Below are 23,057 nucleotides of genomic sequence, written 5' to 3' on the forward strand. Positions count from 1 at the left end.
CGTTGACCAGCGCCACCGCACCCCGGCCCGCGTCGAAGAGCGTGCGCGACCGGCTGATCGACGCCGCCGAGGTGTGCCTGCGTGCCAAGGGCATTCGTTCGACGACGGTGTCAGAGGTCGCCGAGGTCGCGGGCGTGTCGCGGGGCTGGCTCTATCGCCACTTCCCCGACAAGAACTCACTGCTGGGCGCGGCGATCGTGCGACTCAACGACGCGTACTGGTCTCGGTCCCACGAGATGCTCGAGCAGATCGACGGTCTCGACGAGCAGATCGCGGCAGGCATCCGCCACGGCCGCACGGCCTACGCCGACCCCGGCGCGCTGCTGATGAAGCTGCGCATGGAAGAGCCCGAGGAGTTCGCGGCCTGCGCCGGCGCCGGCGTCCAGGGGCTGGTGCCCGATCTCGGCGAGTTCTGGTCGAGATATCTCGTCGCCGCCAGGGACCGGGGCGAGATCCACGCCGACGTGAACGTCGCGGAGGCCTCGGAATGGGTTGCGCGCGCACTGCTTTCGCTCGCGACGGTGCCCGGGCAGCAGCTCGACCCCACCGACCACGACGCGGTACTGCGGCACGTGCGCCGATACGTGATGCCCGGCCTGCGGGCCGAACCGTCGCAGACCTAGCCCGAACGACGACGGCCCCCACACCGGAGTGTGAGGGCCGTCGTCGGTCGTGAACGCTAGTCGTTGTCGGTGCCCGGCGTGTTCTTCGAGACCTGCACCAGGAACTCGTAGTTGTTCTTCGTCTTGCGCAGCTGGCTCATCAGCAGATCGATGGCCTGGTGGGAGTCCAAACCGGACAGCACCCGGCGCAGCTTGTGCACGACGGCGAACTCGTCGGAGGAGAGCAACAGCTCGTCCTTGCGGGTGTTGGACGGGTTGACGTCCACCGCGGGGAACACGCGACGCTCGGCGATCTTGCGGTCGAGCTTGAGCTCGGCGTTGCCGGTGCCCTTGAACTCCTCGTAGATGACGGTGTCACCCATCGAGCCGGTTTCGACCAGCGCGGTGGCGATGATCGTCAGCGAACCGCCGTCTTCGATGTTGCGGGCCGCGCCGAGGAAGCGCTTCGGCGGGTACAGCGCCGTCGAGTCGACACCACCGGAGAGGATGCGGCCCGACGCGGGCGACGCGTTGTTGTAGGCGCGGCCGAGACGGGTGATGGAGTCGAGCAACACGACGACGTCCCTCCCCTGCTCGACGAGACGCTTGGCGCGCTCGATGGCCAACTCCGCGACCGCGGTGTGGTCTGACGGCGGCCGGTCGAAGGTGGAGGCAATGACCTCACCCTTGACCGAGCGCTGCATGTCGGTGACCTCTTCGGGTCGCTCGTCGACCAGCACCACCATCAGGTGGCACTCGGGGTTGTTGGTCGTGATCGCGTTGGCGATGCTCTGCAGCACCATCGTCTTGCCCGCCTTGGGCGGCGACACGATCAGCGCGCGCTGACCCTTGCCGATCGGCATGATCAGGTCGATGACGCGGGTCGTCAGGAGCTCCGACTTGGTCTCCAGACGCAGCCGCTGGTTCGGGTAGAGCGGCGTCAGCTTCTGGAACTCGGGACGATTCCTGGCGTCTTCGACGGGCCCACCGTTGACCGAGTCCAGCCGCACCAGCGGGTTGAACTTCTGGCGCGGGTTCTGGTTGCCGCCCCCACCGCCGCCGCCCTCGCCCTCACGGGCGACGCGGACCGCGCCGAGGATGGCGTCGCCACGGCGCAGGCCGTTCTTGCGCACCATGTTCATGGAGACGTAGACGTCGTTGGTGCCCGCGAGGTAGCCGGAGGTCCGCACGAAGGCGTAGTTGTCGAGCACGTCGAGGATGCCCGCCACGGGCTGCACGACGTCGTCCTCGCGGAGCTCGGTGTCGCGGTCGTTGTTGCCGCCGCCCTGAGTGTCGCCCCGCTCGCCACGCCGCCTGCGGTCGCGGAAGCGGCGACCACGCCGTCCGCCGCGACCATCGTCGTCGTCGTCGTTGTTGTTGGCGTTGTTGTTGGCATTGCCGCCGGTGTTGTTGTTGGCGTTGTTGCCGCCGCCGTTGTTGTTGGCGTTGCCGTTGTTGTTACCGCCGCCGCCGTTGTTGTTGGCGTTGCCGTTGTTGTTACCGCCGCCGCCGTTGTTGTTCGCGTTGCCGCCGCCGTTGTTCTGGCGGTCGTTGGTGCGCTGGCCCTCGGACTGCCCGGAACCGCGGGTGCGCTCGGTGCGCTCGCCGGCCTTGTCCGGCTTGTCGGCGACCTTCTCGTCGGCCTTGTCCTGGGTGCCCTGCTCGACGGGGGCGTCGGCCTTGGACTCGACCTTCGTCTCGGTCTTGGGAGCCTCGGCCTTGGGGGCCTTGGCCTCCGGCGCGGCCTCGGTGACGGCGGCCGATGGCTCCGTGGCGTCGGCCTGCTGCGGAGCGGCCTGCTCGGTGGCGGCCTTCGCCTCGGCGGCGGCCGCGGCACCGGCACTGCGGGAGGCACTGCGACGCTCGCGACGCGGCGGCGCGGCGGCGGGTTCGGCGGTGGCCTGTTCGGCGGCGTGCGCTGCGGCGGCCGCACCGTTGGCGTCGCCGCGGTGTTCGCGGATGGCGGCGATGAGCTCGCTCTTGCGCATCCCCGAGGAGCCCTTCACGCCCAGCTGACCCGCCAGTGCCCGCAGGTCGGGGAGCACCATCGCGGTCAGCGAGGTGGGGCGGTCACCCGAGGCCACGACCGAATTCGCCGGGGCAGGCTCGGCCGGTGCCGGCGAAACCGCTTCCACGATTGGTGAATTCACGGGGTTCGACAGGTCGACGTCGTCGCTGCTGCCGTCAGCCGTGATGAGGTCCGTATCAGTCACGGATTTCCTTTCTTTCCCCCGCTGGCTCTGATTCTGCGAGGGTTCGTCGCATCCCGCGGAGTCCGCTGGATGCCGGCTACTGAGTGCCTTGGTCCCACCATTGCCTGTCGCACCGTTGCCGATGCAACGGAGATCGTTTGGGATTCACCGCGTGCGGAGAACCGTCATCCACGAGAAGGATTGGTAGTCGTCCTAGTGTAGGCGCAGGCACAGAGGCTGCGATTGCTGGACGAAAGCGAGGATAACTCGCATCGACGCAGGAAGCAAGAATCCCCGTGATTCCGGTGGTGCGCCTGTCGACTACCCGGGTTGGACCGTGAGCGTGGCGTCGGCCGCGACCGGCTTGGTCGGCTCCCACCGAACGTGCTGGCCAACCGTCATCGCCGAGGTGGCGAAGCCCAGTGCGACACCGTGGGCGACGGCCTCGGCAGGCAGCTGGGGTTGGGTGCTGAACGCGATCACCGCAGGCCCGGCGCCTGAGAGCACCGCCGCCACACCACAGCGACGCAGGGTCGCCAGATATTCCGCCGAGGCGGGCATGGCGGCCGCACGCTGCGGTTGGTGCAGCCGGTCCTCGGTGGCGGCCATCAGAAGATCGGGCCGTTCGGTGAGTGCAGCCACGAGCAACGCGGCCCGGCTCACGTTGAAGCGCGCGTCGGCGTGGCTGACCGCTTCAGGGAGCACCGCGCGCGTCTCCGCCGTCGAGGACCTCAGCTGGGGGACGCCGGTGAACAGGTGGATGGCCGGGTGCAACCGCACGGCTGCGGCGCGGTAGCGCGGCGACGGGCCATCGGCCTCGGTCCAGGACACGACGGTCCCGCCGAGGACGGCCGCCGAGGCGTTGTCGGGGTGGCCCTCGAACTCCGAGGAGAGCTGAATGAGGTCGTCGTCGGAATGCGGATCCGAATCCGACTGCGCGACAAGGCCGTTGGCGGCGGCGAGACCGCCGACGACGGCAGCTGCCGACGAGCCGAGCCCCCGCGAGTGCGGAATCGCGTTGCGGCAGCGGACGATCAGCCCGGGTGTGCACACCCCCGCCGCCCGAAGTCCGCGTTCGACGGCGCGGACCACCAGATGGCTGGCGTCCAGGGGAACCTGGCCGGCGCCCTCACCGGCGACCTCGATGCGAAGCCCGGAATCGGTTGTCTCCACGTAGACGTCGTCGTAGAGGCTCAGCGCGAGACCGAGGCTGTCGAACCCCGGTCCGAGGTTGGCGCTGGACGCTGCGACGGTCGCGGTGGCCGCCAGCCCTGCGGGCAGGGTCTGCATCACCAACGGTTCACTCCGCTAGACCAACCCGAGCTCGGCGGCGACGGCGATGGGGTCGACGGCGATGGCCGTCACGGGGGGCAGCTCCTTGAGCGCCGTGTCGGGGTCCTTGAGTCCATTCCCCGTCACGGTGCACACGACCGTGGATCCGCGTTCCACCCAGCCGTCGTCGAGCGACTTGAGCAGTCCGGCGATGCTGGCCGCCGACGCCGGCTCCACGAACACGCCCTCGGTGCGCGCGACGAGGTGGTAGGCCGCGAGGATCTCCTCGTCCGTGGCGGCCAGGAACCGACCGTGGGACTGCTGCTGCGCCTCGACCGCGGAGTTCCACGACGCGGGCGAGCCGATGCGGATGGCGGTGGCGATGGTCTCGGGCCTGCTGACGGGCTCGCCGAGGACGAGCGGCGCGGCGCCCGCGGCCTGCGTGCCGAGCATGCGGGGCAGCTTCGTCGACGCACCGTCGCGGTGGTACTCCGAATAGCCCTTCCAGTAGGCGGTGATGTTGCCCGCGTTGCCGACCGGCAGCGCGTGCACGTCCGGCGCGTCACCGAGCGCGTCGACGATCTCGAACGCCGCCGTCTTCTGCCCCTCGATGCGAAAGGGGTTGACCGAGTTGACGAGTGACACGGTCGGGAAGTCGTTGGTGAGCTTGCGCGCGAGCTCCAGGCAGTCGTCGAAGTTGCCGTCGATCTGAATGATCTTCGCGCCGTGCATGACTGCCTGCGCGAGCTTGCCCATCGCGATCTTGCCCTGCGGGATGAGCACGGCGCAGGTGATGCCCGCCCGGGCCGCATACGCCGCCGCCGACGCCGACGTGTTGCCGGTCGAGGCGCACAGCACGGCCTTCTGTCCGCGGGCGACGGCCTCGGTGACGGCCATCGTCATCCCGCGGTCCTTGAACGACCCGGTGGGGTTGAGCCCCTCCACCTTCAGATGCACCGTGCAGCCGGTCTGCTCGGACAGCGTGCGGGCGTGGATGAGTGGCGTGCCGCCCTCGAGCAGCGTGATCGGCGTCCAGGAGTCTTCGACCGGCAGGCGGTCGCGGTAGGCGGCGATCAGACCGGGCCACGGCTGGTGAACGGCCGTGCGAGAGGGGGTCATTCGGTGGTTCCTTCCAGACGCAGCACGCTGTTGATGGTCTGCACGACGTCAAGATCGGCCAGCGCGTCGACCGTCTCGGACAGGGCGGCGTCGGTCGCGCGGTGGGTGACGACGACGATGCGGGCACCGCAGCGCTGACCACCCTCGTCGACCATCCCCTCCTGGCGCACCTCGGCGATGCTCACCTCACGCTTGCCGAATTCGGCCGCGACGGCGGACAGCACACCGGACCGGTCGGCCACGTTCATGCTGACGTAGTAGCGCGTCGGGATGAATCCGATGGGCGCGATCGGCAGCTGCGCGTACTTGGACTCGCGCGGCCCGCGGCCACCCTGTACCCGGTTGCGGGCCGCCATCACGAGGTCACCCATCACCGCCGACGCCGTCGGCGCGCCACCCGCGCCCTGACCGTAGAACATCAGCCGCCCGGCGGCCTCGGCCTCGACCACGACCGCGTTGAACGCCCCGTTGACCGACGCCAGCGGATGGTCCAGCGGCACCAGGGCCGGGTAGACCCGCGCCGAAACCCGCTGCTGCCCTTCGTCGTTGACGATGCGCTCACAGATCGCGAGCAGCTTGATGGTGCAGCGCAGCGCCCGGGCCGACTCGAAGTCGGCGGACGTGACCTTGGTGATGCCCTCGCGGTACACGTCGTCGGCCGTCACCCGGGTGTGGAAGGCGATGGATGCCAGGATCGCCGCCTTGGCCGCCGCGTCGAAGCCCTCGACGTCGGCGGTGGGGTCGGCCTCGGCGTAGCCCAGCGCGCTGGCGTCGGCCAACGCCGCCGAGTAGTCCGCCCCGGTCTCGTCCATCGCCGAGAGGATGTAGTTGGTCGTGCCGTTGACGATGCCCGCGACGCGCACCACGGTGTCACCGGCCAGCGACTGGGTCAGCGGCCGGATGACGGGGATCGCGCCGGCGACGGCGGCCTCGAAGTACAGGTCCGCGTGGGCACTCTCGGCGGCCTGGGCCAACTCGCCCGTCGACTGGGCCATCAGCGCCTTGTTGGCCGTGACCACGGACTTACCGGACTCCAGCGCGGCGAGAATCGCCTTGCGGGCCGGCTCGACGGGACCCATCAGCTCCACGACGATGTCGACGTCCTCGCGTGCCACCAGCGCCTCGACGTCGTCGGTCAGCAATTCGAGCGGCACGCCGCGGTCGGCCGAGACGTGCCGCACCCCGACGCCGCGCAGTTGCAGCGGGGCGCCGATCCTGGCCGCCAGATCGGCGGCGCTCTCCTCGATGATCCGGACGACTTCGCTGCCGACGTTGCCGTAGCCCAAGACGGCTACGCCGACCGCCTTCTCGTTCTCCACCATTAGTTGGTTACCTCCAAGCTCAAGAGATCGTCCACCGTCTCGCGGCGCAGGATCAGGCGCGACGCTCCGTCGCGCACGGCCACGACGGCGGGACGGCCGAGCAGGTTGTACCTGCTCGACATCGAATAGCAGTACGCACCGGTGGCGGCGACCCCGATCAGGTCACCGGGTGCGATGTCCTCGGACACCCAGGCGTCGCGGACCACGATGTCGCCGCTTTCGCAGTGCTTGCCCACGATGCGGGCCAGGGTCGGGGCGCCTGCGCTGGTTCGCGACACCAGGCGGGCGTCGTATTCCGCGGCGTAGAGCGACGTTCGGATGTTGTCGCTCATGCCGCCGTCGACGCTGACGTAGCGTCGCTGTGAGGTCTGACTGACCGCGACGTCCTTCACCGTGCCCACCTCGTAGAGGGTGATGGTGCCGGGGCCGGCGATGGCGCGTCCGGGCTCCACGACGAGCTTCGGTGCGGGCAGCCCGACGGCCGCGGACTCGTCGACCACGATGGCGCCGATCTTCGCCGCGAGTTCCTCCATCGGCGGGGGGTCATCCTGTGGCAGGTACGAAATGCCCAGTCCCCCACCAAGATCCACGATCGACATCTGCGCGGTCTTCTCGACGCCGAACTCGGCGACGACGTCGCGTAGCAGACCGATCACCCGGTGGGCGGCGAGTTCGAAACCCGCGACGTCGAAGATCTGCGAGCCGATGTGGCTGTGCAGTCCGACGAGGCGCAGATGGTCGGCGGCGAACACCCGCCGGATGGCGTCCATCGCGGCGCCGCTGGCCAGTGACAGCCCGAACTTCTGGTCTTCGTGCGCGGTCGAGATGAACTCGTGCGTATGGGCTTCCACGCCGACCGTGACGCGCACCAGCACGTCCTGCACGACGCCGGCCTCACCGGCGATGGCGTCGAGACGTTCGATCTCGGTGATCGAGTCGAGGACGACGTGCTCGACGCCGACCTTGACGGCCATGGTCAGCTCGTCGATCGATTTGTTGTTGCCGTGCAACGCGATTCGATCGGCCGGGAAGCCGGCGTTCAACGCGACCGCGAGTTCGCCTCCGCTGGCCACGTCGAGGGACAGGCCCTCCTGGTCGATCCAGCGGGCGATCTCGCCGCAGAGGAACGCCTTGGCGGCATAGCGGACGTGGTCGCCGCCACCGAACGCCGCGGAGATCTCGCGACACCGGGTGCGAAAGTCGTCCTCGTCGATGACGAACAGTGGTGTGCCGTACTCGGCGGCGAGACGGGACACGGGCACCCCGGCGACCGACACCTCGCCGTCGTCGTCGCGAACGGCGTTGCGCGGCCACACGTTTGGGGCCAGCGCCAGCAGCTGCGACGCATCGACCGGAACGGCGGGAGCCGCGCCGCGGCGGGCATCCTCGGCGTGCCTGGGGCCTGCGGGGTGAGCCATCACATCCGCTCCGGTGCGCTGACGCCCAGGATCTGCAGGCCGTTCGCGATGACCTGACGGGCGGCCTGGCACAGCGCCAGACGCGCGGCGTGCAGGTCCATCGGCTCCTCGTCACCCTGCGGGAGCACCCGGCAGGAGTCGTAGAACCGGTGGTAGTCCCCGGCGAGGTCTTCGAGGTAGCGGCACACCCGGTGCGGCTCCCGCAGCGACGCCGCCGTCTTGAGGACCCTGGGGAACTCGCCGAGGGTGCGCACCAGCGTGCCCTCGCGATCGTGGGTGAGCAGTTCGAGGTGGTCGGTGCTCGCGACGATGCCCAGCTCGGCGGCGCTGCGGGCCAGCGCCGACAACCGCGCGTGCGCGTATTGCACGTAGTAGACCGGGTTTTCACTCGATGCGCTCGACCACAGGGCGAGGTCGATGTCGATGGGGGTGTCCACCGAGCTGCGGATCAGGACGTAGCGCGCCGCGTCGACGCCGATCGCGTCGACCAGGTCGTCGAGGGTGATCACGGTGCCCGCCCGCTTGCTCATCCGCATCGGCTGACCGTCGCGCACCAGGTTGACCATCTGACCGATCAGCACCTCGACGGTGTCGGGATCGTCGCCGAGGGCGGCGGCCGCGGCCTTGAGCCGGGCGATGTAGCCGTGATGGTCGGCGCCGAGCATGTAGATGCACAGATCGAAACCGCGCTGCCGCTTGTCGAGGTAGTACGCCAGATCACCGGCGATGTAGGCCGGGTTGCCGTCACTCTTGATGACGACGCGATCCTTGTCGTCGCCAAACTCGGTGGTGCGCAACCACGTTGCGCCGTCCTTTTCGTAGATGTTGCCGGTCTCGCGCAGCTTGGCGATGGCTTGGTCGACGCGGCCGGAGGTGTGCATCGAGTCTTCGTGGGTGTAGATGTCGAAGTCGGTGCCGAAGTCGTGCAGGGATTGCTTGATGTGCGCGAACATCAGGTCCACCCCGACCGCGCGGAACGTCTCGCGCTGCTGCTCCTCGGACTGGCTCAGCACGTCGGGGGCGGCGGCCAGCACCCGCTGGGCGATCTCGGCGATGTAGGCGCCCGCGTAGCCGTCCTCGGGCGTCGGCTCACCCTTCGCCGAGGCGATCAGCGAGTTCGCGAAGCGGTCGATCTGGGTGCCGTGGTCGTTGAAGTAGTACTCCCGGACGACGTCCGCGCCCTGCGTCGAGAGCAGGCGCCCGAGGGCGTCGCCGACGGCGGCCCACCGCGTCCCGCCGATGTGGATCGGGCCCGTCGGGTTGGCGCTGACGAACTCAAGGTTGACCTTCTGCTGCTTCAGCTCGGTCGAATCGCCGTACCGCGAACCCGCGTCGATGACGTCGACGACGACCACGCCCTGCGCGGACGCCTCGATGCGCAGGTTGACGAAGCCGGGACCGGCGACGTCGGCGGCGGCGATGCCCTCGGTCCCCGACAGCGCGGTGGCCAGCCAGCCGGCCAGCTCACGCGGGTTGACACCGACCTTCTTGGCCAGCTGAAGTGCCAGGTTGGTGGCGTAATCGCCGTGCTCGGGGTTGCGCGGCCGCTCCACGGCCACCGTCTCCGGCAGCGCGGCGGTGTCGAGCCCGTGCTCGGCCAGTACCGCGGCGGCGGTGGTCCTGAGCAGCTCGGCCAGATCGGCGGGGGTCACGGGGCACCATCCTATGGTCTGAGGTGGTCACCGCCCGAATCCTTATCCGGCGCCCCCGGGTCTCCCGTGGCCGTGGTCCTACGTTCGGTGTGGGCGCGACCGTGCGTTAGGCTGTCCACGCCCACTGGCGCATGGACCCGCGGTCCGCGCCCCCGTAGCTCAGGGGATAGAGCGTCTGCCTCCGGAGCAGAAGGCCGCAGGTTCGAATCCTGCCGGGGGCACTTGGGCGACCAGCAAGCGGGTACAGGCCCGTTAGGCCGGGTCCCCCGGCAGGCTCAACGATGATCCAACCATCGACACCTTCGCTGGTAGCAAAGGGAATGAAGGTCCTGGAAGCCATCGCAAACGACGTCATCGCGAAGTTTCCGAAGGTGAACGGGCCACGTGAGTACGCGCCGACACATTGTCGTCGTGCTTGAACCGCGCATGGGCAACCGAAATGTTGCTGGCGACAAGTATGCGTTTCCACCAACAAGACGAAGTGATGCGACTCTCCAATTCACGGGGTTGCGTCCAGCTGTACTACGTCGGCTATTCGTCGGTTCAGGCGTTGGTGGTCGCCAGCGGTCAGCCGAGACCGGCTAGTCACCCGAAGACCCAAGAGCAGGCCATCGCGTTCTGGGCAAACCGCCCAGTCGGCGTCAAGCCGTTCTCGTTCGCCGTCGAGGCGGGGTCGGGGTTTAACCCACAGGCGTAAACTCACGGATCCATCCGCGACATCGAGAGCGTACAGGGATGGCCCAATTGCACGAAGACGAACTGTTGGGACATCGCCGCAATGGCGCTTCGCTCGACACGCAAAGACACTGTTTAGGCCAAGCTGGCCGATGCGCGGTTGCGCAAGTTCAAGCAGAATCGCAAAGACTGGCAGGCGAAGGAAGACGCCCGGTTGGCGAAGGGCAAGCCACCGAAGACGATGCCGGTGTTCAAGACCGCACAGTTGTCGCCCACCGAGAAAGCCGACTGCGAACAGAACGTGCGCGCGTATGGATGGCTAGACTACCTCTACCGGCTGCGGATCAAAGCCAACTATGAAGAAGCAGAGATGTTCACCGAAAGGCCAGACGACAACGTTTCGTCCGCTCAAGTCGTGCGCAACATGGTCCGCATCTCGACGGCAGTCATGATTGCGCACGAAGTGCGGATCGCCCGACTCATCGGCCGCAATGCCTTGCTCGACATAACCAACGCTTGGAAGCAAACCAACAGCCCACCTGACACGGTGGGGATCGGCTTCCGTCTGCCGATTCTCCACCGGGTGCTGTAGTCGTCAAACGTCGATAAGTCCGAGACGCAATCCCGCGTTACGGAGATCAGTGCGGAACTGGCCCAGGCTGGACAGTGTGTACATTCCGTCGATCTTTCGGCTGACCCACAGATCGTGAATCCTGCGCAGATCCGCCAGACGCGAGTGCCAACCAATGCCGTCAACGATGGCGAAGACGTACTGATTGGCGAACCGGTGTGCGGCCACGTCGGCGATCTCGCGATATGCGTCGGTGAGCTTGCTGCCGGTTGAATCGAAACCCTTGGCTGCCACAACGATTTTCGCGTCGGCCACCGACGGAACAATCATGTCGGCGGGCTTGTTCTCGCTGTCGCGGCCGACGAAGCTGCTACGCGCCACGTAGGGCAATCCGAGTTCTTCGGCTATGTCGGTGATGCGGTCTTCGACCATTCGGCCTGCCGATTGGCTGCGTGTCGCGGTTGCCCGTGTACCGGCGCGCGCTATGAGGATGTCGGCGAAATCGTAGGTTCTGCTGCGCTGTGACTCCAGCGCGCGCACAAGCTCGAACTCGTCTTCGAAGAAATTTACAAGGTCGGCTGGACGCTTACGCGCGAGCGTGACCCATCCCGACGTGCCTAGAGAACTCTTGAGTGAGTTTTTCAGTTGCTCTTGCGACAGGCCGACAGCCAGACCGAATACATTCGCCCAATGCGGGTACCGATTCACCCAATCAGTAAGACTCTCAACCGAAATGGAATCAAGCGACTCTAGATCGGCAACTGCCAACCGGAGCCCTTCGGACTCAGGCGTTGGTGTCGTCGGGTCGACATACGGCGCGAGCCGACTTAGAGACGACAAGTAGGCTTCGAATGGAACGGCTTCGCTCACTAATCCCGCCCGATGAACAGATACTCGCTCACGTCGCGGCGTGCCGCTGCGACGTGCGTCCCGAAGCTGTACCTGTGGTCAATCGCTACCACCTGAACCGAAGCCTTGACCTTTCCGAGCAGATCGAGGATTCGCGTTGCGTCGGGGATCGCGTTTGATGAGTACGACAGCACGATTGCTCCCGCGTCCTCGAAATGCTCGAACGATCGCAGCAGCGCGTCTTCGATAGTGCGTTTGTACGCGAACGGCGTGAATCGCTTTTCGAGTTTCTTGGTCTTGGTGTTCTCCATGATGTTGACGCCGCGCCAGTAAACGCTCAATCCTTCGAGGAAGTGGTAGCGCTTGATGTAGTCGTTGTCGTCACTCGGCGGCGCATATGGTGGATCGAGATAGACGAGATCTGGTGTGATTTCGGGGATGTCGAATATCTCGCCCCGTCGCGCGCGGCTGCGCTTACCGTTGCTGAACACCGTTGCGTTGTAGTCGGCTGCGCGCTCGCGGAAGTGTTCGCGCAACGTCAGTTGGAGGTCTCGGCGGCCATCGGCGTACTTGGTGCCATCGGTGAATGTGAACACCCCGCGCGGTTGCTTGCGCGCGGCCGACAACACCAGGGCGGAAATCGCGAGGTCGCGCCGATGCCCTTTCAGCGTGTCGATGTGCGACCACGCCGAGTCGAGAAACTGACGGTCTTCGGGTGTGAAGTACAGACCGTCGAACTTGGTCTGAATGAAGTCGCGATCGTCGGCGGGCGGGCCGCAGATTGCTTCGATCAGATCGGCGTCGAGGCGCACGCTTGAGTTCTGAACCGTCGCCGCCGCGATGACGGCGGGGAAGTTCAGAAAGTCGTTCGACGTCACTTCGAATCCCTGCACTTTGAGCAGGTAGGACACGACCCCAGAACCGGAGAACGCATCGACGGCGGTTTCGCCCCCGATCTCGGCGAAGACGCGTTCTAGGTGCGGCAACAGGCGGTACTTCGACCCCATGTAGCGCAGTCGGGGAAACGTTTGGGCTTTGGTGACGATCTCAGATGAGGACATGTTGAAAACGTCGCGTGCCACGCAGACAGATTCCCACAGAACGGCGCGTGTTTAGGCCACCCTGTGGAGCGAGTCTCAACTGTGGATCGACCCACGCGGCTACCGGTCTGACAGACCTGCGCTGACCTGTTTTTCTTGTCACGGCCCGCATCCTCCCCCGACTCACCGACAGCAGGGCGGCGGATAGGTCAAACGCCCCCGGCGAGGCAGCGATACAGGGTCGCCCGACTGGCGCTAACGGCGGCAGGGATGATCGGCGTCAGCTCGCCGCAGGTTCGAATCCTGCCGGGGGCACCATCTGGACGTCACCTTCCTGCGTGCCCTAGCCAAGAACACCGATCCGCCGGTTGTCTTCGTCTGGGCGTGTACGTTCTCAGCCAGGAGACCTGCACACAGGTTCCGATCCGCCTTCGGCCCCGCGACGCGCGGGGCCGTCGTGCATCTGACGCAAACAGCCGTAGCGTCACACTCGGGCATAGCGGCGGTGGCGACGACAACCCCGACCCACCGCTCCGCCACCCACGCACACGCGAATGCGCTTGTGCAAGTGCGACGTTCGCCAAATCACGGGCCGCCGGTGATGATGCTCGTGACTGCAGAAGCAGACGACGCGCCATCCCCGAGGAGGCGATGTGAAGACCAGGTCGAAGCCCCGCCAGCTTGCCATCGTGACTGGCGCACTGGCGTTCTGCACGCTGGCATGCTCCCTCTACGTCACGGCGGTGAAGGGATGCGTCCTGACGCTGACCAATCACGCCGGCACCGGACTGCCGCCTCGAGCTACCGCGCCCCGCAGCTCGGTGGCCAACTTCTAGCCGCCAGCGAGACCGGCCGCGCGGCCGCGCTGGGCGGGACGGCGCGCACGAACCCGAGCCACTTCGGGCCGCCGCCGTTCCCCGATCGCCGCCAGGGAACCGGCGGGCGACTGCCGCGCGTTTGCGCACGAAGGTTGTTTTTTAGCAAATCACACGCGAATGATTTCAATATCAGCCGCGTTGTTGCTCAGTAATCCACCCCTGGCACTTTCACAGTCAGTCAGGTCGAAAAACCCCAGCTCGACGCGGCGACGAGCCCCGCATAGCTGCCAAAGCCCCGACCGGACGAGCTCCCGTCCTACGACGACATCTCTTTGCGGTCGCCATCATTCCGTCGCAAACTTGACATCACGGTTAGTTTCTAGCAAAGATAGGCACATACAGGGCAAAAGTACGATTTTGGGATGGGGGTCCCCGTGGTCATGCTCGCTGAAGCGCCCGAGAAGGTCGTCGGGCCCGAAGAAGCCGACACCCACCGGGACCTGGTGGCACATGGACGCCGCGCCATCGCGCGACGCGGGGGTCTGCTCCGACGGGCGGTGCTGCAATCCCCGCTCGTCAGCCCCCTCGACGATCGCCGCTACGAGCGCCGCAGAGCCCGTCACGCAGCACTGGTGCCCGACGTCGCGGCGGAAGAACAGTCCGTGCTCGACGAGTTGGGGACCGCCGGTGTCGCGGTGCGCCCCGCCGAGCTACCCCCCGACGTCGTCGCGTCCGCGGACCGTCTCGTCGACGCGCTTCGCGCCAGTGACGCCGGCGGCCCATGCGTGAAGGCGACCTCGCGGCAGCTGGCGGCGGATCCGACGCTGTTCGCGTGGGGTCTGTCCGACCGTCAGCTCGATCTGGCCGAGTGCCACATCGGTTTGCCCGCACGGTATCTCGGACTCGAGGTCAAACGGGAGCGGGTCGCATCGGCGGCCGGCCACGGCCACGACGTCGTGCGCCGCTGGCACCTCGACCACGAGGATCGGCGCATCCTCAAGGTCATCGTCTACCTCAGCGACGTCCCGACGGGCGGTGGCCCTTTCGGCTACATCCACCGGTCGAACAGCGACGCGATCCTCGCATCCGGGCACGGTCGCGATCCCGAGGGCATGTCCGATGCCGCGATGCGTACCGTGGTGCCCGCCGACGAGTGGAACCAGGTCACGGGACGGCGCCTGACCGCCATCCATGTCGACACCGGCCGCACGTTCCATCGTGTCTTCCCGCCGACGGACGTCGAGCGGTACTCGGTGACCTTCGCGTACAGCAGTCGCACGCCGTTCATGGTGTACCCGCATCTGATGCCGCCCCGGGATGCCATTCCCCCTCTGCGCGAACGGTTTTCGTCACGGCAGTGGGACGCTCTCTGCGTCGGGCACGGCCGGCGCTAGCCGAATTCTCGGGCCACCCGCGCGGCACTGCGCAACTGGTCGAGATCCGTGCTCGTCGGAATGAGGTGCACCTCGTCGGTCCCTACCGCCTCGAATTCGCGGAGCACGCGCAGTAATTCGTCCTCCGTGCCCGCCCAACCCGTCGTCGGCGCCATGGCGTCGACGAACTCGGCGGGAATCCAGTTCATGTACCGCCGCAGATGGCGGTGCAGCTGAGCGCGCGGCGCGTCGCCGTCGCCGAGCGCGAACCAGAACGACGTCGCCAGATGCGGTGCGGGCCGGCCCGCCTCGCGCCACGTCGCGCGCCACGTCGAGGTCGGATCGTGCCGCCACGACGTCCAGTCGGCCGGCCCGCGGCGGCCTGGACGGGCGGCGGTCCGACCGGCAAGACCGAGTCGGTGACCCGCTCCCCCGCCCACACCCGCTTCATGACGGTCACGCGTTCGGCCATCGCGCGCCTGGTCTGCGTCGCGAAGTCCGCGCCGACCGCGTCGTAGTCCTCCTGGCGTCCGCCGACACCGAGGCCGACGGTCAATCGCCCCCCGCTCAGCATGTCGCCGGTGGCCAGCGCCTTCGCGAGCAGGACGGGATCGTGCAGCTGCGGGACGATGACCGTCGTCACCAGGCGCACCCGGTCGGTCCACGCCGACAGCGCACCCAGCAGCGTCAGCGAATCCGGGTTGTCGAAGGCGATCCGCTCACCCCAGCACAGCGAGCTGAACGGTCCCTCGTCGACGGTCCGCGCCCACGTCCTCAGCACACCCGCGTCGAGGTCGGGTTCCATCACCGGCAGCGTCATCCCGATTCGCACGACCGGATTGTGGCATGCGCTTCGGGCACGGCGGCCCGAACGGCGTCAGACGAGCGCCGCCATGATCTGCGCGACCGAACCGGTCTGCGCCTGGCGGAAACCCGTGCCCGCCCAGACGTTCACGCCCTGCGGATCGCCCGCCCGCACCGAGGCCGCGCGCAGCGGACTGGTCAGGTAGTGCAGCTCGGGATAGCCCAGCGGGGCCTGACCATCGTGCTCGTCGACGAAGCGGTTGCGCAGGCCGCGGGCGTAGCGGCCCGAGAAGCACCGTGTCACAACGGTTTCGGTGAATTCCGGACTGGTCAGCGCCGCGCGGTGCACCGGCGTGCTACCCGCCTCGTCGGCAAGCAGGAACGCGGTTCCGAGCTGAGCGGCGACGGCACCGGAGACCAGTACGTCGGAGACGTCGGCCGCCGTCATCAGCCCGCCCGCGGCGATCACGGGCACGTCCAGGGCAATGGTGGTCGCCCGCAGCAACTGGCCCAGCGGCTGGGTCGGCGGTTGGGCGGCGGGATCGAGCGTGCCGCGGTGACCGCCCGCGGCCGGTCCCTGAACGGCGACGGCAGCAACGCCCACTGCGACGGCCGCCTCGGCCTCGGCCAACGTCGTCACGGTAGCCACGGTGGCGATGCCGGCACCGTTGAGGCGCGCGCAATCGTCGGCGTCGGGGAGCCCGAACGTGAAGGACACGACCTCGGGCTTCAGGTCGAGCACGACGTCGAGCTTCGCCTTCCACTGGTCGTCGTCGAAGCGTGGCTCGCCAAGACCGACGCCGTAGCGCTCGGACTCGTCGGCCAGCGCCTGGGCGTAGCGGTGGACGGCGTCGGGCCGGGCCACGCTCGAGCGCACGACGAAGACGTTCGCACCGAGGGGACCCGTCGTGAGCGCGCGTGCTGCGGTGATCCGTTCGGCGAACACCTCGGCCGTCAGATAGCCACCGGCCAGGAAACCGAGCCCGCCCGCATTGGACCCCGCCGCGGCGAGCTCGGGCGTCGTCGGGCCGCCCGCCATCGGAGCGACGATGACCGGCGTGTCGAGCGAACGCATGTCGAAACTCACTGCTGCATCCTGCAATGCCTGCATCGGTACGGACAAGGAGGTTCGCCGAGCCCGCTAGCCGTGGCCGCGTTCCTCTTCCTGCCCGACGTAGTCGTGCGCCAGCGTGGCGACGTGACCCGGTAACTCGCCGCGTGCCACGTCGTCGAGGGTGGTCTCCTCCAGCACGGATCGCATGCTGGCGCGCAGCGCCCGCCAGACGTCGGTCAGCGCCGCCGTCGGGCCCGAGTAGGGCAGGTCGCCGAGGCCGATGTCGCGCACGCTGGCCAGCGGACCGTCGATGCAGCGCAGCACGTCGGCGATGCTGATCTCCGCGGCCGTCCGGGCCAGCGCGTATCCGCCGTCGCGACCCCGGTGACTGCGAACCAGCCGGTCGGTCCGCAGATCGGACAGGATGTCGACGAGGAACTGCGGCGGGATGCCCTGCGCCTTCGCCAGATCGTCGGTCTTGACCAGCTCGCCCTCGGCGACCGTGGCCAGCTGCACCATGGCCCGGACGGCATACTCCGCCTTGGCCGACATCCGCATGACGCGAATCATGCCACCGACATCGCTGCGAACCCCGCGGAGATGGTCCACCATCGACACATGACCCGTGTCACCTGCTGTCAGATCCCGTTGGCGATCGGCGATACCGCGGGCAACCAGACCACGTCGCGAGCGGCCATCGAGGACGCGGCCCGCGACGGCGCGCAGATCGTCGTACTGCCGGAACTGGCGTCCTCGGGATACGTGTTCGCCGATCGCGCCGAGCTCGAATCGCTGGCCGAGACGCGCGACGGGCCCGCGATCACCGCGTGGGCCAACCTCGCCGAGGCGTTCGACCTGACCATCGTCGCCGGATTCCCCGAGGCCGCCGGTGACGCGGTCTACAACAGCGCCGTCGTGGTCGACCCGACCGGCGTACGCGGCGTCTACCGCAAGGCGCACCTGTGGGACACCGAGCACAACGTCTTCGACCGGGCCGACGACCTGCCGCTGCTCGTCGACACCGCGCACGGCCGGATCGGCGTGATGGTCTGCTACGACCTCGAATTCCCCGAGTGGGTGCGGGCGGTCGCGCTCGCGGGCGCGGATCTGCTGTGCGCGCCGGTGAATTGGCCGCTGCTCCCCCGTCCGGACGGCGAACGTCCGACCGAGATGGTGCGCGTGCTGGCCGGCGCGGGCATGAACCGGATGCCGATCGCGGTGTGCGACCGCGCCGGGGTCGAGCGTGGCGTCGACTGGGTCGGGGGCAGCGTCATCACCGATGCCGACGGCTACCCGGTGGTGCTGGCCGAGTACGGCACCCCGGACCGCATCACCGCCGACCTCGATCTCGCACTGTCACGCGTCAAGCGGTTCAACGACAACAACGACGTGCACGGCGACCGGCGGACCGATCTCTACCGTCGCACCCCGCTGCTCGACTGAAGTGCGCGCACCGACTGCGGCGGTGCGATGCCGGGTCTCAGATCGGGGGCCGGCAGCGCAGCGCCGTAGGTCACCGACATCGGTACGACGCCCGCCCAGGTGTCCGTCGCGACGTCCTCCTCGGGATCCTCGGGCCAGCCCGCGCTGACCTTGACCGACCAATTGTCCTGTGCGATGGGCAGTTTCAGGGCCAAGGTGGCAGCCAGCTCCTTGCGACTGCTGTCCCGCAACTCGGCGACGCGACCGGGGATGAACCTGTCGGTCAGCGCGTCGAGCAGACCGACCTTGTCGTCGTCGGCGACCCGCTCGAAGACGCCGAAGAGCGCCGCGCTGCGATAGCGGAAGGACGACTCGAACGCGCTGCGCGCCACCACCACTCCGTCCAGTGCCGTCACCGACACCGCGGCGGGAACACCTGCCGCCAGCGCCCGCAGCCAGGGCGAACCGGTCGAGCCGTGGATCACTACGTCGTCGTCCACCCTGGCGAAACCGGTGGGGAACACGACCGGATGGCCGTCGCGCACCAGGGCGACGGTGGCCAGCGGCGTGGCGTCGAGAAGGGCGTCGAGGGCGGCGCGCGACGGGTCCTGCTTCTCGCTGAGCCGGGTGATCCGGGTCGAGGGCTGCGTCATGCGCTCATTCTCAGTCCGGGATGGCCTGTGCGCCAGGCACGACGACCGCGAACATGTCGGCCAGCGCCGCGAGGCTCGCCGATTGCATCGTGGCTGCGGGCACGGGGGCGCCGTCCACCCCGGGTAGCGAGCGGGTCGCCGTGGCGGCGGCCACGACCGTCGGCGCGTAACCGGCGTTGAACGCGGCGCGTGCGGTCGAGTTCACGCACATGTGGGTCATGAAGCCGGCGATCACCAGATTCGAGGCGCCGACGGCCTTCAACTTATGGTCGAAATCGGTGTCCACGAACGCATTTGGATACTGCTTGACCACCACAGGCTCGCCGTCGCGCGGCGCGACGCGCGCGACGATGGCACCGCTGTCCCCCTCGACGTCGTAGAGCGAGCCCGGCCCGTCGGAGTGCTGCACGTGGATGATCGGGATGCCCGCCGAACGCGCCCGGTCGAGCAGTGCCGCGGCCTCGTCGAGCGCCGCCTGCACGCCCTCGAGCTCCATCACGCCGTAGGTGTAGGTGTTCTGGCAGTCGATCATGACGAGCGTGGAGGTCGAGAGACCCGCGGGCTCGAGCGGAAGGTCGGCGAGCGCGCGCAGCGTGGGGTTGGCCATGGGGTCCACGCTAGTGGGCCGTCGTCACCGCCAACACGGCATCGGCCAGTTCCGGCCGGCAGACGACGAGGTCGGGCACGAAGACGTCGGCCTGGTTGTAGCGCAGCGGGGAGCCGTCGATGCGCGAGGTGTGCAGGCCTGCGGCACGGGCCACGGCGACCGGGGCGGCCGAGTCCCACTCGTACTGGCCGCCGGCGTGCACGTAGACGTCGGCGACGCCCTGCACCACCGAGGCCACCTTGGCGCCCGCCGAACCCATCTCGACGAGGACGCCGCCGAGCGCGTCGCGGACCGCCAGGGCCACCGCGGGAGGCCTGGTGCGCGACACCACGATTCGTGGTTGGACGGGTGCCGGTGGCGGCGAGGCGACGTCGGGGGTCGCCAGCGTCGAGCCCTGCGCCGGCAGCGCGACCGCCCCCGCCACCAGGTCACCGGACTGCCACAGCGCAACGTGGACGGCCCAGTCGTCGCGATCCAGCTCGCCGAACTCCCGCGTGCCGTCGAGCGGGTCGACGATCCACACGCGTTGCGCGCTCAGGCGTTTCGAGTTGGCGCGCTCCTCTGCGGTGGCCTCCTCCGACAGCACCGCGTCGCCGGGTCGCTCGGCGGCGAGTGCCTGCATCAGAAACGCGTGGGCGCGCTGGTCTCCGGCGTCCTTGCGTTCGGCGACGGTGGCGTCGGCAAGCTCGCGGCGCACGCCGAGCAGCAGCTCGCCGGCCTCGGTGGCGAGGCGGGCGGCGAGTTCGTGATCGGTCATCGAGCGCAGATCATGTCGATGACCCGTTGGGCCAGGTGGTCGACCGACTGGTCCGGGGTGAGCCGCAGGTCGGGGTTCTTGGGCCGCTGATACGGGCTGTCGATGCCGGTGAAGTGGGTGATCTCACCGCGCCGCGCCTTGGCGTAGAGGCCCTTGGGATCTCGGCGTTCGCAGTCGTCGAGCGGGGTGTCGCAGAAGACCTCGAAGAAGTCGTATCCCTGATCCACGTGCACCTGTCGGGCCAGGGCGCGATGCTCCTCGAGCGGGCTGATGGCGGGTACCAGCACGATCTGCCCGGAATCGGCGAGCAGCGTCGCCACGTGAGCCAGCCTGCGCAGGTTCTCGGCGCGATCGGCCATCGAGAAACCGAGGTCGGCATTGAGCCCGTGGCGCAGGTTGTCACCGTCGAGAACGTAAGCGGGACGGCCTCGTTCGAGCAGCTTCTGCTCGACGAGCATCGCCACCGACGACTTGCCGGACCCCGACAGACCGGTGAACCACACCGTGCATCCACGCGAAAGCCGGTCCTCGGCACTCACCAGGTTCTGGTGCTTGACGGCGTGCGGGCTCGCCGTCCGCTTCGCCGCCGGGGTGGTATCGCGGACCATGCCCGCCGCGACGGTGCCGTTGGTGTCGGGATCGATCAGGATGAACGAGCCCGTGGCGGCGTTGCGCGAGTACTCGTCGAGCAGCAGCGGCACCTGCGTACGCAGCGTCACCCGGCCAAGTTCGTTGAGCTTCAAAGCCGTTGCGCTCTTGTCCCGATGCAGGGTGTTGACGTCGAGCCGGTAGTCCAGCGCCGTCACCTTGGCCCTGGTGGTCCTGGTGGTGTGCTTGATGACGTACTCGCGGCCCGGTTCCAGGGCCGTCTCGTCGGCCATCCAACAGACCGTGGCGTCGAAGTCCTGGACGACGTGCGGCCGGTTGTTGGCCCGGGTGATCATGTCGCCGCGGGAGATGTCGATGTCGTCGGCCAGGCTGATCGACACCGCCATGGGCGGGAAGGCTTCGGCGACGGGCCCGCTCGGCCCCTCGATCGCGGTGATGCGACTGGTCTTACCCGTTGGGAGAACGACGATTTCGTCGTCGGGCCGCATCACGCCGCTGGAGACGGTACCCGCGTAGCTGCGGTGGTCGGCGTGCTGGTGGGTCTGCGGACGGATCACGTACTGCACGGGGAACCGCACGTCGATCAGGTTGCGGTCACCGGCGATGTACACCTCCTCCAGATGGCTCAGCAGCGCCGGGCCGTCATACCAGGGAGTCATGTCCGACTTGGTCACCACGTTGTCGCCGTTGAGCGCGGAGAGCGGGATGCTCGTCACGTCGTGGACGTCGAGTCGGGCGGCGAATTCGTGGAAGTCGTCGCGAATCTTCTCGAACCGCTCGCGATCCCAGCCCACCAGGTCCATCTTGTTGACGGCGAGCACGAGGTGCTGGATGCCGAGCAGCGAGGCCAGGAACGCGTGCCGACGCGACTGCTCGAGCAAGCCGTGCCGCGCGTCGACGAGGACGATGGCCAGCTGCGCCGTCGAGGTGCCCGTCACCATGTTGCGGGTGTACTGGGTGTGGCCCGGGGTGTCGGCGATGATGAATTTCCGCTTGGCCGTGGCGAAGTAGCGATAGGCGACGTCGATCGTGATGCCCTGCTCGCGCTCGGCGCGCAGGCCGTCGGTCACTAGGGCCAGGTCGGTGTAGTCGTTGCCCCGTTCCTTGGAGGTGCGCTCGACGGCGGCCAGCTGGTCCTCCATGACGGCCTTGGAGTCATAGAGCAGCCGGCCGATGAGCGTGGACTTGCCGTCGTCGACCGACCCTGCGGTCGCGATGCGTAGCAGCGTCGCCATGCCTATTTCCCCCGTCGCTTCGCTCGCCCCATGTCCATCCCCCGTCGCTTCGCTCGCCCCATGTCAGAAGTAGCCCTCCCGCTTGCGATCTTCCATCCCCGCCTCGGAAATCCGATCGTCGGCGCGGGTCGCCCCGCGTTCGGTCAGCCGCGACACCGCGGTCTCGGCGATCACCTCGGACACCGTGCCCGCGAGCGACTCGACGCAACCGGTACACGTGACGTCGCCGACGGTGCGGAAGCGGACGGTCTTCTCGAGAACCGGCTCGTCCTTGCGCGGCTGCAGATACTTGTGCACGGCCAGCAGCATGCCGTCGCGCAGGAACACCTGGCGCTGGTGCGCGTAGTAGATCGATGGGAGCTTGATCTTCTCGGCGCCGATGTAGGACCAGATGTCGAACTCTGTCCAATTCGACAGGGGGAACACCCGGATGTGTTCGCCCTTGCGATGCCTGCCGTTGTAGATGTTCCACAGTTCCGGACGCTGCACCTTCGGGTCCCACTGGCCGAACTCATCGCGAAAGCTGAACACCCGCTCCTTGGCTCGGGCCTTCTCCTCGTCGCGTCGCGCCCCACCGAAGGCGGCGTCGAACTTGTTCTCCCGGATGGCGCGCAGCAGCGTGAACGTCTGCATCGGATTGCGCGACGGGATGGTCTCGACCAAGCGGCCGGCATCGATGTCGTCCTGCACCTTGGCCACGACGAGCCGCACGCCGGACTCGGCGACGAGCTCGTCGCGCGCCTGCAGCACCTCGTCGAAGTTGTGTCCGGTGTCGACGTGCATGACGGGGAACGGCAGGCGTCCGGGCGCGAACGCCTTGAGCGCCAGATGCAGCATGACGATGGAGTCCTTGCCACCGGAGAACAGCAGCACAGGTTTCTCGAATTCGGCGGCGACCTCGCGGATGATGTGGATCGCCTCGGCCTCCAGTGAACGCAGATGGCTGAGCTCGTACTTGCCTGCCGGCTGGTCGAGGTCGACGCTCATGCCTTCCTCTTTAAGTTGGTAGAGTT

Annotated in this window: 20 protein-coding genes, 1 tRNA gene and 1 pseudogene; 6 read left to right on the plus strand and 16 right to left on the minus strand. The window is 67.9% G+C overall.

The window, feature by feature from the left end; genetic code table 11:
* Positions 1 to 2: 2 nt before the first annotated feature.
* A complete protein-coding gene (locus tag G6N60_RS20150; protein ID WP_163740581.1) occupies positions 3 to 623 on the plus strand; it encodes a TetR/AcrR family transcriptional regulator in 621 nt (206 codons plus the stop codon).
* Positions 624 to 679: 56 nt separating this feature from the next.
* Here the strand turns inward: G6N60_RS20150 and rho are convergent, their stop codons facing one another.
* The 6 genes from rho to argS form a co-directional block, all read right to left on the minus strand.
* A complete protein-coding gene (gene rho / locus G6N60_RS20155; protein WP_163740584.1) occupies positions 680 to 2,815 on the minus strand; it encodes a transcription termination factor Rho in 2,136 nt (711 codons plus the stop codon).
* A 300-nt stretch (positions 2,816 to 3,115) separates the two neighbouring features.
* Positions 3,116 to 4,087, minus strand: coding sequence for a homoserine kinase (gene thrB / locus G6N60_RS20160; protein WP_163744263.1), 972 nt, complete (start codon positions 4,085 to 4,087; stop codon positions 3,116 to 3,118).
* Positions 4,088 to 4,102: 15 nt separating this feature from the next.
* Positions 4,103 to 5,185 carry a threonine synthase gene (gene thrC / locus G6N60_RS20165; RefSeq protein WP_163740586.1) on the minus strand — a complete coding sequence of 361 codons (1,083 nt, stop codon included), beginning with the start codon at positions 5,183 to 5,185 and terminating at the stop codon, positions 4,103 to 4,105.
* Positions 5,182 to 6,507 carry a homoserine dehydrogenase gene (locus G6N60_RS20170; protein WP_163740588.1) on the minus strand — a complete coding sequence of 442 codons (1,326 nt, stop codon included), beginning with the start codon at positions 6,505 to 6,507 and terminating at the stop codon, positions 5,182 to 5,184. Before G6N60_RS20170 ends, thrC begins: the two co-directional genes overlap by 4 nt.
* On the minus strand, positions 6,507 to 7,928 hold the full coding sequence (gene lysA / locus G6N60_RS20175) for a diaminopimelate decarboxylase (protein ID WP_163740590.1): 1,422 nt from the start codon (positions 7,926 to 7,928) through the stop codon (positions 6,507 to 6,509). Before lysA ends, G6N60_RS20170 begins: the two co-directional genes overlap by 1 nt.
* Positions 7,925 to 9,577 carry an arginine--tRNA ligase gene (gene argS, locus G6N60_RS20180; RefSeq protein ID WP_163740592.1) on the minus strand — a complete coding sequence of 551 codons (1,653 nt, stop codon included), beginning with the start codon at positions 9,575 to 9,577 and terminating at the stop codon, positions 7,925 to 7,927. Before argS ends, lysA begins: the two co-directional genes overlap by 4 nt.
* Positions 9,578 to 9,725: 148 nt before the next feature.
* On the opposite strand from argS, the gene G6N60_RS20185 reads away from it, so the two are divergent.
* Together G6N60_RS20185 and G6N60_RS20190 are read left to right on the plus strand one after the other, a co-directional pair.
* A tRNA-Arg gene (locus tag G6N60_RS20185) sits at positions 9,726 to 9,798 on the plus strand.
* A gap of 614 nt (positions 9,799 to 10,412) precedes the next feature.
* The gene (locus G6N60_RS20190; protein ID WP_163740594.1) at positions 10,413 to 10,844 is read left to right on the plus strand and encodes a hypothetical protein; all 432 of its coding nucleotides are present in this window, start codon (positions 10,413 to 10,415) and stop codon (positions 10,842 to 10,844) included.
* 3 nt (positions 10,845 to 10,847) lie between these two features.
* Here G6N60_RS20190 and G6N60_RS20195 read toward each other — a convergent pair whose 3' ends face one another.
* A complete protein-coding gene (locus G6N60_RS20195; RefSeq protein ID WP_163740596.1) occupies positions 10,848 to 11,693 on the minus strand; it encodes a hypothetical protein in 846 nt (281 codons plus the stop codon).
* Positions 11,693 to 12,733: a DNA adenine methylase gene (locus G6N60_RS20200; protein WP_246241281.1), complete on the minus strand. Its 1,041-nt coding sequence runs from the start codon at positions 12,731 to 12,733 to the stop codon at positions 11,693 to 11,695. The genes G6N60_RS20195 and G6N60_RS20200 overlap by 1 nt, the downstream gene beginning before the upstream one ends.
* A gap of 668 nt (positions 12,734 to 13,401) precedes the next feature.
* Between G6N60_RS20200 and G6N60_RS20205 the strand changes: the two genes are divergently transcribed.
* Together G6N60_RS20205 and G6N60_RS20210 are read left to right on the plus strand one after the other, a co-directional pair.
* On the plus strand, positions 13,402 to 13,548 hold the full coding sequence (locus G6N60_RS20205) for a hypothetical protein (RefSeq protein ID WP_163740598.1): 147 nt from the start codon (positions 13,402 to 13,404) through the stop codon (positions 13,546 to 13,548).
* 404 nt (positions 13,549 to 13,952) lie between these two features.
* Positions 13,953 to 14,924 carry a phytanoyl-CoA dioxygenase family protein gene (locus G6N60_RS20210; RefSeq protein ID WP_163740600.1) on the plus strand — a complete coding sequence of 324 codons (972 nt, stop codon included), beginning with the start codon at positions 13,953 to 13,955 and terminating at the stop codon, positions 14,922 to 14,924.
* Here the strand turns inward: G6N60_RS20210 and G6N60_RS20215 are convergent.
* From G6N60_RS20215 to G6N60_RS20225, 3 genes and pseudogenes are all read right to left on the minus strand, one after another.
* A pseudogene (locus G6N60_RS20215) lies at positions 14,921 to 15,723 on the minus strand (LLM class flavin-dependent oxidoreductase). The gene G6N60_RS20210 and the pseudogene G6N60_RS20215 overlap by 4 nt on opposite strands.
* Positions 15,724 to 15,780: 57 nt before the next feature.
* On the minus strand, positions 15,781 to 16,794 hold the full coding sequence (locus G6N60_RS20220) for a nitronate monooxygenase (protein WP_163740602.1): 1,014 nt from the start codon (positions 16,792 to 16,794) through the stop codon (positions 15,781 to 15,783).
* A 54-nt stretch (positions 16,795 to 16,848) separates the two neighbouring features.
* Positions 16,849 to 17,319 carry an Rrf2 family transcriptional regulator gene (locus tag G6N60_RS20225; RefSeq protein ID WP_163744266.1) on the minus strand — a complete coding sequence of 157 codons (471 nt, stop codon included), beginning with the start codon at positions 17,317 to 17,319 and terminating at the stop codon, positions 16,849 to 16,851.
* Between the two features lie 60 nt (positions 17,320 to 17,379).
* Between G6N60_RS20225 and G6N60_RS20230 the strand changes: the two genes are divergently transcribed.
* The gene (locus tag G6N60_RS20230) at positions 17,380 to 18,204 is read left to right on the plus strand and encodes a nitrilase-related carbon-nitrogen hydrolase (protein ID WP_163740604.1); all 825 of its coding nucleotides are present in this window, start codon (positions 17,380 to 17,382) and stop codon (positions 18,202 to 18,204) included.
* Here G6N60_RS20230 and G6N60_RS20235 read toward each other — a convergent pair.
* The 5 genes from G6N60_RS20235 to cysD form a co-directional block, all read right to left on the minus strand.
* Complete coding sequence (locus G6N60_RS20235; RefSeq protein ID WP_163740606.1) at positions 18,177 to 18,836, minus strand: pyridoxamine 5'-phosphate oxidase family protein; 660 nt, start codon at positions 18,834 to 18,836, stop codon at positions 18,177 to 18,179. The genes G6N60_RS20230 and G6N60_RS20235 overlap by 28 nt on opposite strands.
* A gap of 10 nt (positions 18,837 to 18,846) precedes the next feature.
* Positions 18,847 to 19,443: an isochorismatase family protein gene (locus G6N60_RS20240; RefSeq protein ID WP_163740608.1), complete on the minus strand. Its 597-nt coding sequence runs from the start codon at positions 19,441 to 19,443 to the stop codon at positions 18,847 to 18,849.
* 10 nt (positions 19,444 to 19,453) lie between these two features.
* Positions 19,454 to 20,200 carry a 3'(2'),5'-bisphosphate nucleotidase CysQ gene (locus G6N60_RS20245; protein WP_163740610.1) on the minus strand — a complete coding sequence of 249 codons (747 nt, stop codon included), beginning with the start codon at positions 20,198 to 20,200 and terminating at the stop codon, positions 19,454 to 19,456.
* Complete coding sequence (gene cysN, locus G6N60_RS20250; RefSeq protein WP_163740612.1) at positions 20,197 to 22,044, minus strand: sulfate adenylyltransferase subunit CysN; 1,848 nt, start codon at positions 22,042 to 22,044, stop codon at positions 20,197 to 20,199. The genes G6N60_RS20245 and cysN overlap by 4 nt, the downstream gene beginning before the upstream one ends.
* A gap of 63 nt (positions 22,045 to 22,107) precedes the next feature.
* Positions 22,108 to 23,031, minus strand: a complete 924-nt coding sequence (gene cysD / locus G6N60_RS20255; RefSeq protein WP_163740614.1) for a sulfate adenylyltransferase subunit CysD — start codon at positions 23,029 to 23,031, stop codon at positions 22,108 to 22,110.
* Positions 23,032 to 23,057 lie beyond the last annotated feature (26 nt).

Source organism: Mycolicibacterium madagascariense (genome assembly GCF_010729665.1).
GTDB lineage: Bacteria > Actinomycetota > Actinomycetes > Mycobacteriales > Mycobacteriaceae > Mycobacterium > Mycobacterium madagascariense.

Excerpts from the sequence above, each read along its gene's own strand:
- thrC (WP_163740586.1), bottom strand. The coding sequence starts at position 5,185 with ATGACCCCCTCTCGCACGGCCGTTCACCAGCCGTGGCCCGGTCTGATC.
- G6N60_RS20170 (WP_163740588.1), bottom strand. The coding sequence starts at position 6,507 with ATGGTGGAGAACGAGAAGGCGGTCGGCGTAGCCGTCTTGGGCTACGGC.
- G6N60_RS20200 (WP_246241281.1), bottom strand. The coding sequence starts at position 12,733 with ATGTCCTCATCTGAGATCGTCACCAAAGCCCAAACGTTTCCCCGACTG.
- G6N60_RS20210 (WP_163740600.1), top strand. The coding sequence starts at position 13,953 with ATGGGGGTCCCCGTGGTCATGCTCGCTGAAGCGCCCGAGAAGGTCGTC.
- G6N60_RS20225 (WP_163744266.1), bottom strand. The coding sequence starts at position 17,319 with ATGCGGATGTCGGCCAAGGCGGAGTATGCCGTCCGGGCCATGGTGCAG.
- G6N60_RS20230 (WP_163740604.1), top strand. The coding sequence starts at position 17,380 with ATGACCCGTGTCACCTGCTGTCAGATCCCGTTGGCGATCGGCGATACC.
- G6N60_RS20235 (WP_163740606.1), bottom strand. The coding sequence starts at position 18,836 with ATGACGCAGCCCTCGACCCGGATCACCCGGCTCAGCGAGAAGCAGGAC.
- G6N60_RS20240 (WP_163740608.1), bottom strand. The coding sequence starts at position 19,443 with ATGGCCAACCCCACGCTGCGCGCGCTCGCCGACCTTCCGCTCGAGCCC.
- G6N60_RS20245 (WP_163740610.1), bottom strand. The coding sequence starts at position 20,200 with ATGACCGATCACGAACTCGCCGCCCGCCTCGCCACCGAGGCCGGCGAG.
- cysN (WP_163740612.1), bottom strand. The coding sequence starts at position 22,044 with ATGGCGACGCTGCTACGCATCGCGACCGCAGGGTCGGTCGACGACGGC.
- cysD (WP_163740614.1), bottom strand. The coding sequence starts at position 23,031 with ATGAGCGTCGACCTCGACCAGCCGGCAGGCAAGTACGAGCTCAGCCAT.